The following is a 15,679-nucleotide window of genomic DNA, read 5'->3' on the forward strand; positions in this document are numbered from 1 at the left end:
GCGGCGGGGGCGTGCGGGCGGCGGTGCGTGTCCCCGGGGCGCATCATGTGTCCTGGGTGCGCGGTCCGCGTGAGAGGGGCGTGCGTCCCTGTGCCGGTGGTGCGCCCTCTCCGGCCGCGACGAGGCCGTCTAGCGTCGTGTCGGGGGCCCGGAGGCCTTGGAGGTGGCGGCCATGCGGATAGCTCGCTGGGGGGCGGCTCTGGGGCTCGGTGCGCTGTGGTGGTGGGGTGTGCTGCGGCTCGCGCTGGTGCCGGACGCCGGCGCGGTGGAGGGGGCCGTCGCGGCCGGGGGGTGGGGGCTGAGCCTCCTGCCTGTGCACTGCGTACCGAAAGGACGGGCACCGGGACGGCCGGGGGGCGCGTCAGGGGGCGCGAGGGGTGGCCCGGTTCTGGAGGGCGCGGTGGGGGCCGCGGTCACCAGGGCATGGCCACCCCGCCGTTCGGGCGGAGGATCTGACCCGTCGTGAACGCCGAGGCGTCGGAGGCGAGATGCAGTACGGCGTGCGCGATGTCGTCGGGCTCGCCGACCCGGCTCAGCGGTGACAGCCGGGCCATGAAGGACTCCGTGCGCGCCTGCGCCTCGTCGTCGTGGCGGTCGGTCATGGGTGTACGGATCCAGCCCGGGGCCACCGCGTTGACGCGGATGCCGTGGGTGCCGACCTCGGTCGCCAGGGTCTTCGTCAGCTGGACCACCGCCGCCTTGGTCACGCCGTAGCAGAGCAGTCCCGGACCGCCGGTGTCGACCGCGCCCGAGGCCATGGTGACGATGCTGCCGCGCGTCCCGTCGGCGATCATCCGGGCGGCCGCCGCCTGACAGGCGTGCAGGACACCCTTGAAGTTGACGCTCCACACCCGCTCCAGGTCCTCGTCCCGGGTCTCCAGAACCGGGCTGCTGTGCATGATCCCGGCGATCGCCGCCATCACGTGGAGCCGCTCGCAGGCGGCCACGGCTCGCGTGAGCCGGGCGCGGTCGGTGACGTCGAGATGGTGGGTGTGGGCGGTGGCGTTCCTGGCCTTGATGAGGGTCGCCGTCTCGTGCAGGCCGGCCGCGTCGCGGTCCGCGCAGTGCACCGTCGCACCCGCCTCGGCGAGCAGGACCGCCGACGCGCGGCCGATACCGCTGCCCGCGCCGGTGACGAACGCGGTGCGGCCGCTGAGGTCGTACGCCGGGAGGGACATGACTCGACGGTACGAGTGTTTCTGACGGTCCGTCAATTAGATGAGCGGCGCTGAACTCGCCCGCTCGGGCGGGGTGTTCGCCTGGAGCCCGGGAGGGGTGCCGGGCCCGGCTGGCAGGTGGGGCACCAGTAGGTGGGGCGTTCGCGGGAGCCGTCGCCCTGGTCGGCCGCGCGGACGGGGGTGTGGCAGCGCAGACAGGGCCGAGGGGCCCGGCCGTACACGAACAGGTCGTGCCGGCGGTGGCCGGTCGTGTTGCGGATCGGGCGGTCGCGGTTGGCTTCGAGCATCTGCTTGGCGAGGTCGGGCAGCCGGGCGGCGAACTCCTCCGGGAGGGCGCCGACGGGGAGCCATGGGGTGACCCGGAGCAGGAAGCACAGCTCGCTCTTGTACACGTTGCCGATACCGGCGAGATTGCGCTGGTCCAGGAGCGCCTCGCCGAGTGCCCGGCCGGGGTCGCTCAGGAGGTTGGCGAGGGCGAGACCGGGATCCCAGTCCGGGCCGAGCAGGTCGGGGCCGAGGTGGCCGACGGCACGGTGCTCGTCGGCGGTGCGGATCAGCTCCAGTACGGGCAGGCGGTAGCCGACGGCCGTGCGGTCGGTGGTGCCGAGGATGGCGCGGATCTGGTGCGCCGGGCCCCCGCGCCAGCGCTCGCCGTCGGCGTACACCTTCCATGCGCCGTCCATCCGCAGGTGCGAGTGCAGTGTCAGGCCGCCTTCGACGCGGGTGAGGAGGTGCTTGCCGCGGGGAGTGACGTCCAGGACGGTACGGCCGGTGAGGTCGGCCGTCGCGTACTTCGGCACGCGGAGGTCGGAGCGGGACAGCACCTGGCCGGCGAGGGCGGTGTGGAGTCGCCTCGCCGCCTGCCAGACGGTGTCACCTTCGGGCATGGGTCAAGGGTGGCACGGATTCGGGGGGCGGGTGCCGGACGGCTGGGGGCGGGAGGGGGCTGGTCCTGGTCCACGGACGTGGGTGTGCCGACGGCCGGTCGTGGCCACGCGGTGGCGGGGAGCGGCGTGCGACGCGGGCGTGAATGTCCGGCCGACGTGGCCGGGGCGGGTGCTGGGCCTGGGTGCGGGGTTCGGTGGTCATGCTCGGATGCGCAGGCCGCGCGGGGTCGCGATGAAGCCCGCCGCTTCCAGGAGGGGGCCGTGGGGGGAGGTGAGGGCGGAGGTGCCGTTCACGCGCTCCACCGTGACCGTGCCGAGGGAGCCCGCGCGGGCGGCTCCCGCCAGGGCCTCGGCGGCCGGGCGGAGGCGCGGGTCGTCCAGGGGCCTGACGTCCGGGTCGGCGGGCCAGGCCAGGAGTGTCTTGCCGCCGCGCTCCATGTAGAGGGTCAGCTCGCCGTCGACCAGGACGACCAGGGAGCCCGCCTTGCGGCCCGGCTTGTGTCCGGCCTCGGTGGGCGGATCGGGCCAGGGGAGGGCGGCGCCGTAGGCGTTCGCGGGGTCGGCCGCGGCCAGGACGACGGCGCGGGGAGCGGGTGCGGTGCGGGTGCGGTGCGGGTCCCGGCCGGTGCGGGCGTGGGGGCCGGCGTCGAAGCCTGCCGGGGCGGGGAAGCCGTCAGCGGCGTACGGCTCGTCCGGACCGGGGGTGCGCAGACCGGGTACGTCGGGGAAGTCGTCCCAGGGGGTGTGGGCCAGTGTGCCGGGGGCTTCGGCCGGACCGTTCGCAGGGGGGTTTCCCAGGGGCTCGCCGCGGTCGCGGGCGTTGGACACCGCGCGGAGGCGGTCCACGGCGCCGTCCATCGCGAACTGGGCGGCGCCCAGGCCCTCGACGACGTAGCCGCGGCGGGCCTGGCCGCTCTCCTCGAAGACGGACAGGACGCGGTAGACGGCGGAGAAGCCGCCCTCGACGCCCTCTGCGGCCACGGCACCCCGGGTCACGACACCGTGGCGGTCGAGCAGCGTGCGGGCCAGTGCGTGGGCACGGACGGTGGGGTCGAGCTCGGGGACGGGGAGGAGCGACCATCGGCCGGCCACCGTGGGCGGGCCCGTACGGGACTGGGGGCGGGCGGCGGCGGTCAGGGATCCGTACCGGCCGCGCGGGACGGTGCGTTTGGCCCGGTGGGCGGTGGAGCCCGCGGTACGGCCCGAGCCCAATAGGGAGCGCATGGGGGTGAGGGTGTCGTTGGTGAGCCGACCGGACCAGGCGAGATCCCATACGGCATCGGCCAGTTGGGGATCGGTGACGTCGGGGTGCGTGGTCGCGCGGATCTGGTCGGCGATCTGGCGGAAGAAGAGGCCGTAACCGCCCGAGAGGCTGGTCAGGATCGACTCGTGGAGCGCGGTCGGCTCCAAGGGGTGCGGCGGTGGGAGGAGCAGCGGGGCCGCGTCCGCCAGATACAGCGAGACCCAGCCGTCCTTGCCGGGGAGGGCTCCGGCGCCCGCCCAGACGACCTCGCCGGCCGCGGTGAGCTCGTCGAGCATCGCGGGGGCGTAGCCCGCGACCCGGGAGGGCAGGACCAGCTTCTCCAGCGCGGAGGCGGGCACGGAGGCCCCCTGCAACTGCTCGATCGCGCGCACCAGTCCGTCGAGGCCGCGCAGCCCGTGGCCGCCGCCCACGTGCTGCCACTGCGGCAGGAACTGGGCGAGCGCGGCGGGCGGCACCGGCTCCAGCTCGTGCCGCAGGGCCGCCAGCGAGCGGCGACGCAGGCGGCGCAGCACGGCCGCGTCGCACCACTCCTGACCGATGCCCGCCGGGTGGAACTCGCCCTGGACGACACGGCCGTTCGCCGCCAGGCGATGGAGCGCCCCGTCCGTGACGGCCACGCCCAGGCCGAAGCGCGCGGCTGCCGCGGCCGAGGTGAAGGGGCCGTGGGTGCGCGCGAACCGGGCGAGCAGGTCGCCGAGGGGATCCTTGACGGGCTCGGTGAAGGCTTCCGGGACACCGACCGGCAGAGCCGTGCCGAGCGCGTCGCGCAGGCGGCCCGCGTCCTCGATCGCCGCCCAGTGGTCGGTGCCGGCGATCCGGACGCGGATGGCGCGGCGGGCCCCGGCCAGCTCCCGCGCCCACTGCGGCTCGGCGCCCCGCTCGGCCAACTCGGCTTCCTTGAGCGGGCCGAGGAGCCGGAGCAGGTCCGCGACACCCTCGGCGTCCTTGACCCGCCGGTCCTCGGTGCGCCACTGCAGCTCCTGCTCCAGCTCCGTCAGGACCTCGGCGTCGAGCAGTTCGCGCAGCTCCGCCTGCCCCAGCAGCTCGGCCAGCAGCCGGGAATCCAGCGACAGGGCGGCGGCGCGGCGCTCGGCGAGCGGGGAGTCGCCCTCGTACAGGAACTGGGCGACGTATCCGAAGAGGAGGGAGCGGGCGAAGGGGGAGGGCTCCGGGGTGGTGACCTCGACGAGGCGGACCTTGCGGGACTCGATGTCGCCCATCAGCTCGGTGAGGCCCGGGACGTCGAAGACGTCCTGGAGGCATTCGCGGACCGCCTCCAGGACGATCGGGAACGAGCCGAACTCGCTGGCCACCTGCAGCAGTTGGGCGGCGCGCTGACGCTGTTGCCACAGGGGCGTGCGCCTGCCCGGGTTGCGGCGGGGCAGCAGCAGCGCGCGGGCGGCGCACTCGCGGAAGCGGGACGCGAACAGTGCCGAGCCGCCCACCTGGTCGGTGACGATCTGGTCGACCTCGCCCTTGTCGAAGGCGACGTCCGCCGCGCCGATCGGGGCCTGCTCCGCGTCGTATTCGGTGCCCGCCTTCATGGGCTCCATGTCGAGCAGGTCCAGGCCCATCAGATCGGCGTCGGGCAGGCGGAGCACGATGCCGTCGTCCGCGTGCATGACCTGGGCGTCCATGCCGTACCGCTCGGAGAGCTTCGCGCCCAGGGCGAGGGCCCAGGGGGCGTGGACCTGGGCGCCGAAGGGTGAGTGGACGACGACCCGCCAGTCGCCCAGCTCGTCGCGGAAGCGCTCGACGACGATCGTGCGGTCGTCGGGGACGTGGCCGCAGGCCTCGCGCTGTTCGGCCAGGTACGACAGGACGTTGTCGGCGGCCCAGGCGTCGAGTCCGGCGGCCAGCAGACGCAGCCGGGCGTCCTCCTGGGAAAGGGAGCCGACCTCGCGCAGGAACGCGCCCACCGCGCGGCCCAGTTCGAGCGGGCGGCCGAGCTGGTCGCCCTTCCAGAAGGGCAGGCGGCCCGGGACGCCCGGCGCGGGGGAGACCAGCACCCGGTCACGGGTGATGTCCTCGATGCGCCAGGAGCTGGTGCCGAGGGTGAAGACGTCCCCGACCCGGGACTCGTACACCATCTCCTCGTCGAGCTCTCCGACCCGGCCGCCGCCCTTCTTGGGGTCGGAGCCGGCGAGGAAGACCCCGAAGAGACCGCGGTCCGGGATCGTGCCCCCGGACGTCACCGCGAGCCGCTGGGCGCCGGGCCGTCCCGTGATCGTGCCCGCGACCCGGTCCCAGACCACGCGCGGGCGCAGCTCCGCGAACGCGTCGGACGGATAGCGGCCCGCGAGCATGTCGAGGACGGCCGTGAAAGCGGACTCGGGAAGAGCGGCGAAGGGCGCCGCGCGGCGGACGGTGGCCAGGAGGTCGTCGAACTGCCAGGTGTCCATCGAGGTCATGGCGACGACCTGCTGTGCCAGGACGTCCAGGGGATTGCCGGGGATCCTCATGGACTCGATGGCGCCGCTGCGCATCCGCTCGGTGACGACGGCCGACTGGACGAGATCGCCGCGGTACTTGGGGAAGACCACACCCGTCGAGACCGCGCCCACCTGGTGTCCCGCGCGGCCCACGCGCTGCAGCCCGGAGGCGACCGAGGGCGGTGACTCCACCTGGACGACGAGGTCCACCGCGCCCATGTCGATGCCCAGTTCGAGGCTGGAGGTGGCGACCACGGCCGGCAGCCGGCCCGCCTTCAGATCCTCCTCCACCAGGGCGCGCTGCTCCTTGGAGACCGAGCCGTGGTGGGCCCTGGCCAGGACCGGGGGCGCCCCCTGGGCCGCGCCGGAGCCGCCCATCAGCTCCGCCGGCCCGTGGTGTTCGTCCAGTGGCTCACCGGTGGCCCGCTCGTACGCGATCTCGTTGAGCCGGTTGCACAGCCGCTCGGCGAGGCGGCGGGAGTTGGCGAACACGATCGTCGAGCGGTGGGCCTGCACGAGGTCGGCGATCCGCTCCTCGACGTGCGGCCAGATCGACGGGCGCTCCGCGCCTTCGTTGCCGTCGGCGACCGGGGAGCCGCCCAGCTCTCCCAGGTCCTCCACGGGCACGACCACCGAGAGGTCGAACTCCTTGCCGGAGGGGGGCTGGACGATCTCCACCCTGCGGCGCGGGGAGAGATAGCGCGCGACCTCGTCGACGGGACGCACCGTGGCGGACAGGCCGATACGACGGGCAGGCCTGGGCAGCAATTCGTCGAGCCGCTCCAGGGTGAGCGCGAGGTGGGCGCCGCGCTTGGTGCCCGCGACCGCGTGCACCTCGTCGAGGATCACTGTCTCCACGCCCGTGAGCGCGTCGCGCGTGGCCGACGTCAGCATCAGGAAGAGGGACTCGGGCGTGGTGATCAGGATGTCCGGCGGTCGGGTGGCCAGGGCCCGGCGCTCGGCGGGCGGGGTGTCCCCGGAGCGGATGCCCACCTTCAGCTCGGGCTCGGGCAGTCCCAGCCGCACCGATTCCTGGCGGATGCCGGTCAGCGGACTGCGCAGGTTCCGCTCCACGTCCACCGCGAGCGCCTTCAGCGGTGACACGTACAGGACCCGGCAGCGCTTCTTCGGGTCGGCCGGGGGCGGGCTCGACGTCAGTTGGTCCAGCGCGGCGAGGAACGCGGCCAGCGTCTTGCCGGAGCCGGTCGGGGCGACCACCAGCACGTCCGAGCCCTCGCCGATCGCCCGCCACGCCCCGGCCTGGGCCGCGGTGGGCGCGGAGAAGGCCCCCGTGAACCAGCCGCGGGTCGCGGGGGAGAAGCCGTCGAGGGCTCGATCTGCGGAGCTGACCATGCCACCATCCTGCACCCGACCACTGACAATGGCCCGGACCTGCGGAAACGGGGGCGGCGGGGCGGATCCGTCGCCTCGGGCGGGGGCGGAGGAAGGGGACTGTCCGGTCGTGCGGTCGTGCGGTCGTCGGCGCGTCCGCCGGCGTGGTCCGGCGCTGCCGTCATGCCTCCGCACCGGTGTCCGCGTGCCTGCACCCCGTACTTCGCAGCCGGAACGGGCCACCCCGCACAATGGGGACATGGCGGGTTCGGCGGAGCGGGCGAGACACTGGCGGTACGCGGAGCTGCCCGGTGTCGATCTGCTGCGGGCGAGCTACGTCGAGAAGAAGTTCGTGCGGCACACCCACGAGCACTTCGTGATCGCGGCGATCGCCGACGGAGTCGAGGTGTTCCATCACGGGGGCGCCGATCAGTACGCGGGCCCGGGAACCCTGGCCCTGGTCAATCCCGATACCCCGCACACCGGCCGCGCGGGCGTACCCGAGGGCTGGCGGTACGGCGCTGTCTACCCGTCGCCGGACGTGGTGGCCGAGATCGCCGCCGAGACCACCACGATCCGTGGCACCCCCGGCTTCGTGGCCCCCGTGCTCGAGGACCCGTACGCCGCGGGCCTCGTCCACCAGGTGCTCCGGGCCGTCGACGAGGGCAACGCCCTGGCGGCGGACACCCTGTTGCGCGTGGCCGTGACCCGGCTGCTGCGCCTGAACGGCGGGCCTCTGCCCCAGCGCACCGTCCGCACGGCGGGAGCCCCCGTCGCGGCACGCGCGCGTGCCGTGCTCGAAGCGCGGATGGCCGACCCGCCGACCCTGGAGCGGCTCGCCGCCGACCTCGGCACCAGCCCCTTCGCCCTCCTGCGGGCCTTCCGCACCGCCTACGGCATGCCTCCGCACACCTGGCTGACCGACGCGCGCGTGCGCCGGGCGCGCGGCCTGCTCGACACGGGTACGTCTCCCGCCGAGGCCGCCGTCGCCGTCGGCTTCACGGACCAGCCGCACCTCAACCGCCACTTCAGTCGCATCGTGGGCGTGCCGCCGGGCGCGTACCAGCGCGGACGCGCGAGCGGCGGGAGCGACGACGCACCACGAGGCCGAGCACGCCGCGCGTGAGCGCGGGGACGGCGTGGGCGTGCGGGACGCCGCGGGCGTGCGCAAGAACGTACAAGACCCGTGGACGTGCCCCCTCGTACCGTCCGGGGTGTGGTGACTGAACAGACTAATCTCGTGGAGACGCAAGCAAATGCCGGCGCGAAACCCGACGGAGCCGTGGTCCGGGACGCCCTCGGCGTCGGGGTCGCCGTCGGTCTGTCCGGGTTCGCCTTCGGGGTGACCTCGGCCGGCAGCGGGCTCAGCCTGCCGCAGACCTGCGCGCTGAGCCTCCTGGTGTTCACCGGGGCCTCCCAGTTCGCTCTGGTGGGCGCGCTCGCGGCCGGCGGCAATCCGTTCACCGCGGCGGCCGGAGCCTTCTTCCTGGGCGTGCGCAACGCGTTCTACGGGCTGCGCCTCTCCCAGGTGCTGGCCCTCCCGCGCGCGGTGCGACCGTTCGCCGCCCAGTGGGTCATCGACGAGACCACCGCCGTCACCCTCGCCCAGCCCACCCGCCGAGCCGCCCGCATCGGCTTCACGGTCACCGGGTTCTGCCTCTACGTCCTGTGGAACCTCACCACGCTGCTCGGCGCGCTCGGCGCCGAGGCCATCGGCGACACCGACGCGTGGGGGCTCGACGCGGCCGGGCCCGCCGTCTTCCTGGCCCTCCTCGCGCCCATGCTGCGGACCACCGCGGAACGGGCCGTCGCCGGCATCGCCGTCGTCCTGGGGCTCGGCCTGCTGCCCGTCCTGCCCGCCGGGGTCCCGGTCCTCGTCGCCGCGGTGGCCGCCCCGGCCGTCCTCTGGGCGGAGGGGCGCCGCCGGGCCGGTGACCCGCCGGGCGACCGCCGCACGGATGTCGTCGGCCGGTCGGACGACCGCCGGGGCGACGACCTGGAAGGCGGAGACCTGGAAGGTGGCGACCGATGAACGTCTGGATCGCGATCGTCGGCACCGCCGTCGGCTGTTACGCCGTCAAGCTCATCGGTCTGCTCGTCCCCGAGGGTGTGCTCGAACGTCCGCTCGTCCAGCGGCTCGCCGCCCTGCTGCCCGTGGCGCTCCTCGCCGCCCTCACGGCCCAGCAGACCTTCGCCGACGGGCAGGCTCTGGTGCTGGACGCGAGGGCCGCCGGGCTCACCGCGGCCGCCGTGGCACTGCTCCTGCGGGCCCCGTTCCTGATCGTCGTGGCCGCGGCGGTGATCGTGACAGCCGGGGTGCGGGCCCTGGCGGGCTGACGCGGCTCGTCGTGGGCCCACGCGCGCGTGCCGGTGGACCGCCGGCACGCGCGTGGACCGCTCGTACACGCGCGTCGCGGCGACCGGTCTCAGCCGATCGGCCGGCCGTACGCCCGCAACGTACGCAGCGCCTCGATCGTCACGATCGGACGGCTCTCCATCGCGGTGCTCGGAGCCCACTGGCGCCAGCGGATCGGCCAGCCGCCGTCCTCCGTCTGTTCGCTCGCCAGGAAGTCGAGTGAGCGGGACATCTCCTCGTCGGTGAACCACGCGCGTGCGATCGATTCCGGGGTGGGCGCGAAATCGTGCGGGTAGTGGTGCTCTCCCGGCGCGTAACCGGCGGACACCGGGTAGACGTCCGGCCGTCCCGGATCGAGAGTGGCGAGCCGGTGTTCGCGCACCAGGCGGCCGAGCCGGTCGGCGGCGGCCCGGGCACGCGCGCGGTCGGGCACGGACTCCAGGAACGCCACGGCGGCGTGCACCTCGTAGGGGTGTGACTTCTGCAGGGACTCGACCGCCTGCCAGCAGAAGTCGGTGGCCCGGAACAGCCACGCGTGCCACACCTGGTTGCGGTGCAGCAGACCCACCACGGGCCCGGTGGCCAGCAGATCACTGGGCGGGTCGTCGACGATCGGCACGAACGGGGCCACCGGGTAGCCGCGCTGACCGGGGTGCACGGCGGGAAGGGCACCGTCCTGCGTGGACACCGACGTCAGATAGCGGCACACGCGATCCACGCGCTGCCCGCCGCAGCGGCCGATCGAGTCCAGCACACGCAGCGCGTGCGCGGTGTGCAGTGGCTGGCTCACGGGCCCGCGCAGATCGGGTTCGAGCGCGTGGCCGTACCCGTCGTCGGCGTTGCGGTAGGCGGACAGCGCGGTCTCCACCGCGTCGGCTCCCCCGTCCAGGAAGTGGTACGCGAAGCGCCGCTGCTCCAGTACGCGCGCGGTCAGCCAGACGAACTGTTCGGCGCGAGCCAGTGGGGTCTGCGCCGGGGACGACAGGGGGAGGGGGGATGCTCCGGTTTCGGACATGGCTCCGACCGTAGGGCGGAAAGCGGTATCGGCAAGCCTTCCCGGCCAGGCCCACCCCCTGGGGCGGGATACTGGACTCATGCGGTTGACGGTCTTCTGGCAGCGGATGGCGGATCACTTCGGTGAGGGGTACGCCGACACCTTCGCGCGCGATCATGTGATGTCCGGCCTGGGCGGGCGCACGGTGAGTGAGGCGCTGGACGCCGGCTGGGAGGCCAAGGACGTGTGGCGAGTGGTGTGCTCGACCATGGGCGTTCCTGCCGAAAACCGCTGAAAAGCAACGCACTTCACCGAACGGACGCCGTCCGTCGGCCCGGAAGGCCCGGGGGCGGCGACTGATTGTCGGTGTCGTGGGCGAGACTTGGTCCGTGGCACCCACTGACGAGACCGCGCAGTACCGGCACCAGACATCCCCGTCCGGCACGACACCGCCCCCCGGCCCGCCCGTCGACCCGGGACCCGGTGCCGCGTCGAACGGACGCATGCCCCGCTGGCTGCCGCGCGCGATGGTGCTGGCGCTCTCCCTCATCGCGGTCTTCCAGTTCGGCAGCTGGGCGTTCCACCAGCTCATCGGGTTGCTGGTCAACATCCTCATCGCGTTCTTCCTGGCGCTCGCGATCGAGCCCGCGGTGAGCTGGATGGCCTCGAAGGGGCTGCGTCGGGGCTTCGCCACGTTCCTGGTCTTCCTGATCACACTGATCGGGGTCGCCGGATTCGTCACCCTGCTCGGTTCGATGCTCGCCGGTCAGATCATCAAGATGGTCGAGGACTTCCCGGCGTACCTCGACTCCGTCATCAGGTGGATCAACACGAGCTTCCACACCGAACTCAGGCGCGTCGACATCCAGGAGGGACTGCTCCGCTCCGACTGGCTGCAGAAGTACGTGCAGAACAGCGCCACGGGCGTCCTCGACGTCTCCACACAGGTGCTGGGCGGCCTCTTCCAACTGCTGACGATCGCGCTGTTCTCGTTCTACTTCGCAGCCGACGGCCCCCGGCTGCGCCGCACGCTGTGCTCCGTCCTGCCGCCCTCCAAGCAGGCCGAGGTGCTGCGCGCGTGGGAGATCGCGGTCGACAAGACCGGCGGCTATCTGTACTCCCGCGGCCTGATGGCACTGATCTCCGGAGCGGCGCACTACGTCCTGCTGGAGTACCTCGACGTGCCCTACGCGCCCGCGCTCGCGGTCTGGGTCGGCCTGGTCTCGCAGTTCATCCCCACGATCGGCACCTACCTGGCGGGTGCCCTGCCGATGCTGATCGCCTTCACGGTCAACCCGTGGTACGCGCTGTGGGTCCTCGTCTTCGTGGTCATCTACCAGCAGTTCGAGAACTACGTGCTGCAGCCCAAACTGACCGCCAAGACCGTGGACATCCATCCAGCCGTCGCGTTCGGCTCGGTCGTCGCGGGCACCGCGCTCCTCGGCGCCGTGGGCGCGCTCATCGCCATCCCCGCCATCGCCACCCTGCAGGCCTTCCTGGGGGCGTATGTGAAGCGGTACGACGTCACGGACGACCCCCGCGTGCACGGGCACCGCAGACGCGGCACGGGAAACCTCGTCGCCCGGCTGCGCGGACGCCCGCTCCGGACGGAGGAGGAGGGAGCCGACGCCGACGTCCTCTCACGTGTGCGCAGGCGGCTGGAGGAGAGGCTCGACCACAGGCGCGACACGAGACCGTCGGCTGACGACTCCGCGAACGCGCGCGGGGACGGCGAAGACTCCGCGAACGCCCGCGCGGACGGCGACACCGCGCGCCGGGAGCCGGGCGCAGGCGGAGACTCCGGACCGGAGGGCGGCGCCCGGCCCGATGCCGGCGCGGGGCCCGATGCCGGCGCGAAGCCCGAGGACAATCCCGGACGCGAGGGTGGCACCACCCCGTAGGGGCTGTTGCCGCTGCCGCCACCCCCTGCAGCCACCCGGCGCCGAGCCCTCTTCTCGGCCGCAGCCCTCGTGCTTCTCGTCCGCCGCCCCCGTGCCACCCGCTCTCCCGGAAGTGCTCCGGGTGTCGCGTGGTGCGCTTGACACTAAATTCGAACATCCATTCTTATGGAGGCTCCGGCGGAGGATCTCGGCCGGAGTTCGGCAGGGTTTTCGTGGAGAAGTGCCCGAGTTATCCACAGGCCGGGCGGGCGTCGGGGCCCATTGTCAGTGGCAGGCGTTAGCGTCTTTCACGTGAAGCGAACGACTCAAGCAAACCGGGTGGAACCCATGGCAGGAACCGACCGCGAGAAGGCGCTCGACGCCGCGCTCGCACAAATTGAACGGCAGTTCGGCAAGGGCGCGGTGATGCGCCTCGGCGAGCGGCCGAACGAGCCCATCGAGGTCATCCCCACCGGGTCGACCGCACTCGACGTCGCCCTCGGTGTCGGCGGCCTGCCGCGCGGCCGGGTGATCGAGGTGTACGGCCCGGAGTCCTCCGGCAAGACGACCCTGACCCTGCACGCGGTGGCGAACGCGCAGCGGGCCGGCGGCCAGGTGGCCTTCGTGGACGCCGAGCACGCCCTCGACCCCGAGTACGCGAAGAAGCTCGGCGTCGACATCGACAACCTCATCCTGTCGCAGCCGGACAACGGCGAGCAGGCCCTGGAGATCGTGGACATGCTGGTCCGCTCCGGCGCCCTCGACCTCATCGTCATCGACTCCGTCGCCGCGCTCGTCCCGCGCGCGGAGATCGAGGGCGAGATGGGCGACAGTCACGTGGGTCTGCAGGCCCGTCTGATGAGCCAGGCACTGCGGAAGATCACCAGCGCGCTCAACCAGTCCAAGACCACCGCCATCTTCATCAACCAGCTCCGCGAGAAGATCGGCGTGATGTTCGGCTCCCCGGAGACCACGACCGGTGGCCGCGCGCTCAAGTTCTACGCCTCGGTGCGCCTCGACATCCGCCGCATCGAGACACTGAAGGACGGCACCGACGCCGTCGGCAACCGCACCCGCGTCAAGGTCGTCAAGAACAAGGTCGCGCCGCCCTTCAAGCAGGCCGAGTTCGACATCCTGTACGGACAGGGCATCAGCCGCGAGGGCGGCCTGATCGACATGGGCGTGGAGAACGGCTTCGTCCGCAAGGCGGGTGCCTGGTACACCTACGAGGGCGACCAGCTCGGCCAGGGCAAGGAGAACGCCCGCAACTTCCTGAAGGACAACCCCGACCTCGCCAACGAGATCGAGAAGAAGATCAAGGAGAAGCTGGGCGTCGGCGTCCGGCCCGAGGAGCCCACCGGACAGCCGGGCGCGGACGCGGCGGTCTCCGCCACGCCCGCGGACGACACCGCGAAGGCGGTTCCGGCGTCGGCTGCCAAGACCGCCAAGACCAAGGCCGCGGCGGCGAAGAGCTAGTCCGTGACACGCAGAACGGACTGGGGCGAGTACGCATACCCCCATGCCCCCGAGGGCCGAGGGCGCGGGGGTACCGGCGAGGGCACCGGGGCAGCCACCGCGGACGGGTACGGACGTGGACCGTACGGCGACCCACCGTCGTACGGCACGGACGGACCCCGGGACGGGGAGCCCCACGACGAGCGGCCTTACGGCGACCGTCCTTTCGACGGCGAAGGCCGAGGCGGCGGTGACGCCGGGCCGTGGGCGGACGACTCGCGCTCCGGCGCGGTTTCGGCGGCCGGCACCCGTCGGCGCGGCGGCGGAGACTCACGTGGCACGCGGGGCAGACGCGGCGGCCGGAGCGAGCGGCGGCGTGGCTCCGGGGAATCGGGCGAGGGCCCGGGCGACGGGGGGTCACAGGACGGGGGTTCGTCTTTCTCGTCGAGGGCCGAGAAAGGGGAGTCCTCAGGGGACCCGGCTGAGCGGGCGCGCGCCATCTGTCTGCGCCTGCTCACCGGGACCCCGCGCACCCGCAAGCAACTCGCGGACGCCCTGCGCAAACGAGAGATCCCCGAGGACGTGGCGGACGCGGTGCTGTCGCGGTTCGAGGAGGTCGGCCTGATCAACGACGGCGCCTTCGCGGAGGCATGGGTGGAGTCCCGGCACCACGGCCGGGGCCTGGCCAGGCGAGCACTCGCCCGGGAGCTGCGCACCAAGGGTGTCGACTCGACCCTGATCGACGAGGCCGTCTCCCAGCTCGACCCCGAGCAGGAGGAGACCACCGCGCGCGAGCTCGTCGCCCGCAAACTGCGCTCCACGCGCGGCCTCGACCGTGACAGACGCCTCCGCCGTCTCGCAGGCATGCTCGCCCGTAAGGGCTACTCCGAGGGCTTGGCCCTCCGTGTGGTCCGGCAGGCGCTGGAGGAAGAGGGGGAGGACACGGAGGGGCTGGAGGGCGAGGGGTTCTGAGCTGCGGCTGCGGCTGCGGCCAGGGGACGAGGGACGGCGAGGCGGAGTACCGGAGCGGGCGACGAGAGGCGATTCCCCCGTCGGCCCAGAGTGTTCGGGCCGTCCGGGCCCTTGCGGGGCCCTGCCGGGCCCCGGCCCGGGATCACTGCCAGTCGGCCGGACGCTCCACGTGCTCCAGACGCAGCATCTGACCCGTGCGGCTGTAGCGGCGGATGCGCGGGAGGGGCGGGTAGTAGGCGTGGACCGAGACCGCGTGCTCCTCGGTGGACTCGTTGAGCACCTCATGGACATGGTGGCGTCCGAAGGAGCGGCCCTTGCCGGCGGGCAGCTGCCGTTCACGGTCGACGCCCTCGGTGAGTTCGAGGGTCTTCCAGCCGTCGGTGGGCAGCCGGGCGGCGAGCGAGTACTCCTTGAGTTCGCCCACGGCGGTGACGAAGGCACCGACCGAGTCGGCGTGGTCGTGCCAACCGGTGCCCGTGCCGGGCGGCCAGCCGATGAGCCAGGCCTCGCTGCCGCCGGGGCCTTCGAGCCGTACCCAGGTACGGCCCTCGGGATCGAGCGGGAGCGAGGCGATCAGCTCCGCGTCGGCGGCCGTACGGCGTGCGAAGTCGAGCAGTTCGGCCTGCGTGGGGGTGGAGAGGGGCGGGGTGGGGGTGGGGGGAACAACGGGGGACACAGACACGGGTACCGTCCTGAAGTGCGTTCGCTCAAAGCGCGCGGTGGTGGCACACGGGCGGCGCGCGCGGAAGGCGAAGGGATGCCGAGGGATGCGAATTCAGCAGGACGGACGACACACGCAGCCCGCGTAGCGGACGAGGTCCATATGGACCCTCCGCCACAGGCGCGTCGAGGTGTCGGTCACGGTCCGGAGTAGACCATGACGGCGCGCAGCGGTCAACCGACCGTCACTATGTGGACACACAGTGACG

At 73.0% G+C, this 15,679-nt stretch carries 13 protein-coding genes; 7 read left to right on the forward strand and 6 right to left on the reverse strand.

Features of this window, described 5'->3' with window-relative positions:
• Positions 1-413: 413 nt before the first annotated feature.
• The 3 genes from ACZ6BB_RS00075 to ACZ6BB_RS00085 form a co-directional block, all read right to left on the reverse strand.
• A complete protein-coding gene (locus ACZ6BB_RS00075; RefSeq protein ID WP_471613057.1) occupies positions 414-1,178 on the reverse strand; it encodes an SDR family NAD(P)-dependent oxidoreductase in 765 nt (254 codons plus the stop codon).
• 32 nt (positions 1,179-1,210) lie between these two features.
• A complete protein-coding gene (locus ACZ6BB_RS00080) occupies positions 1,211-2,065 on the reverse strand; it encodes an Fpg/Nei family DNA glycosylase (RefSeq protein ID WP_471613058.1) in 855 nt (284 codons plus the stop codon).
• Between the two features lie 198 nt (positions 2,066-2,263).
• Positions 2,264-7,114 (reverse strand): ATP-dependent helicase, encoded by a 4,851-nt coding sequence (locus tag ACZ6BB_RS00085; protein ID WP_471613059.1) that lies wholly within the window; start codon positions 7,112-7,114, stop codon positions 2,264-2,266.
• A gap of 238 nt (positions 7,115-7,352) precedes the next feature.
• Here ACZ6BB_RS00085 and ACZ6BB_RS00090 point away from each other — a divergent pair, with 238 nt between their 5' ends.
• The 3 genes from ACZ6BB_RS00090 to ACZ6BB_RS00100 all read left to right on the forward strand — a co-directional run bounded on the left by ACZ6BB_RS00090 (position 7,353) and on the right by ACZ6BB_RS00100 (position 9,430).
• A complete protein-coding gene (locus ACZ6BB_RS00090; RefSeq protein WP_471613060.1) occupies positions 7,353-8,219 on the forward strand; it encodes an AraC family transcriptional regulator in 867 nt (288 codons plus the stop codon).
• A gap of 93 nt (positions 8,220-8,312) precedes the next feature.
• The gene (locus ACZ6BB_RS00095; protein WP_471613061.1) at positions 8,313-9,125 is read left to right on the forward strand and encodes an AzlC family ABC transporter permease; all 813 of its coding nucleotides are present in this window, start codon (positions 8,313-8,315) and stop codon (positions 9,123-9,125) included.
• The gene (locus ACZ6BB_RS00100; RefSeq protein WP_471613062.1) at positions 9,122-9,430 is read left to right on the forward strand and encodes an AzlD domain-containing protein; all 309 of its coding nucleotides are present in this window, start codon (positions 9,122-9,124) and stop codon (positions 9,428-9,430) included. The genes ACZ6BB_RS00095 and ACZ6BB_RS00100 overlap by 4 nt, the downstream gene beginning before the upstream one ends.
• An 89-nt stretch (positions 9,431-9,519) precedes the next feature.
• Here ACZ6BB_RS00100 and ACZ6BB_RS00105 read toward each other — a convergent pair whose 3' ends face one another.
• Positions 9,520-10,464, reverse strand: a complete 945-nt coding sequence (locus tag ACZ6BB_RS00105) for a hypothetical protein (RefSeq protein WP_471613063.1) — start codon at positions 10,462-10,464, stop codon at positions 9,520-9,522.
• A 79-nt stretch (positions 10,465-10,543) separates the two neighbouring features.
• Here ACZ6BB_RS00105 and ACZ6BB_RS00110 point away from each other — a divergent pair, with 79 nt between their 5' ends.
• From ACZ6BB_RS00110 to recX, 4 genes are all read left to right on the forward strand, one after another.
• Positions 10,544-10,738, forward strand: a complete 195-nt coding sequence (locus ACZ6BB_RS00110) for a DUF3046 domain-containing protein (protein ID WP_471613064.1) — start codon at positions 10,544-10,546, stop codon at positions 10,736-10,738.
• Positions 10,739-10,832: 94 nt separating this feature from the next.
• Positions 10,833-12,344 carry an AI-2E family transporter gene (locus ACZ6BB_RS00115; RefSeq protein WP_471613065.1) on the forward strand — a complete coding sequence of 504 codons (1,512 nt, stop codon included), beginning with the start codon at positions 10,833-10,835 and terminating at the stop codon, positions 12,342-12,344.
• Positions 12,345-12,671: 327 nt separating this feature from the next.
• On the forward strand, positions 12,672-13,799 hold the full coding sequence (gene recA / locus ACZ6BB_RS00120; protein ID WP_275455782.1) for a recombinase RecA: 1,128 nt from the start codon (positions 12,672-12,674) through the stop codon (positions 13,797-13,799).
• 3 nt (positions 13,800-13,802) lie between these two features.
• Positions 13,803-14,750, forward strand: coding sequence for a recombination regulator RecX (recX, locus tag ACZ6BB_RS00125; RefSeq protein WP_471613066.1), 948 nt, complete (start codon positions 13,803-13,805; stop codon positions 14,748-14,750).
• 142 nt (positions 14,751-14,892) lie between these two features.
• Here the strand turns inward: recX and ACZ6BB_RS00130 are convergent, their stop codons facing one another.
• Both ACZ6BB_RS00130 and ACZ6BB_RS00135 read right to left on the reverse strand, forming a co-directional pair.
• A complete protein-coding gene (locus ACZ6BB_RS00130; protein ID WP_471613067.1) occupies positions 14,893-15,432 on the reverse strand; it encodes a cupin domain-containing protein in 540 nt (179 codons plus the stop codon).
• 93 nt (positions 15,433-15,525) lie between these two features.
• Positions 15,526-15,672 (reverse strand): putative leader peptide, encoded by a 147-nt coding sequence (locus tag ACZ6BB_RS00135; protein WP_471613068.1) that lies wholly within the window; start codon positions 15,670-15,672, stop codon positions 15,526-15,528.
• Between the last annotated feature and the right edge of the window lie 7 nt (positions 15,673-15,679).

Source organism: Streptomyces sp. NPDC041108 (assembly GCF_055592645.1).

Coding starts and splice junctions, on each gene's coding strand:
- ACZ6BB_RS00075 (WP_471613057.1), bottom strand. CDS start 1,178: ATGTCCCTCCCGGCGTACGACCTCAGCGGCCGCACCGCGTTCGTCACC.
- ACZ6BB_RS00080 (WP_471613058.1), bottom strand. CDS start 2,065: ATGCCCGAAGGTGACACCGTCTGGCAGGCGGCGAGGCGACTCCACACC.
- ACZ6BB_RS00085 (WP_471613059.1), bottom strand. CDS start 7,114: ATGGTCAGCTCCGCAGATCGAGCCCTCGACGGCTTCTCCCCCGCGACC.
- ACZ6BB_RS00090 (WP_471613060.1), top strand. CDS start 7,353: ATGGCGGGTTCGGCGGAGCGGGCGAGACACTGGCGGTACGCGGAGCTG.
- ACZ6BB_RS00100 (WP_471613062.1), top strand. CDS start 9,122: ATGAACGTCTGGATCGCGATCGTCGGCACCGCCGTCGGCTGTTACGCC.
- ACZ6BB_RS00105 (WP_471613063.1), bottom strand. CDS start 10,464: ATGTCCGAAACCGGAGCATCCCCCCTCCCCCTGTCGTCCCCGGCGCAG.
- ACZ6BB_RS00110 (WP_471613064.1), top strand. CDS start 10,544: ATGCGGTTGACGGTCTTCTGGCAGCGGATGGCGGATCACTTCGGTGAG.
- recA (WP_275455782.1), top strand. CDS start 12,672: ATGGCAGGAACCGACCGCGAGAAGGCGCTCGACGCCGCGCTCGCACAA.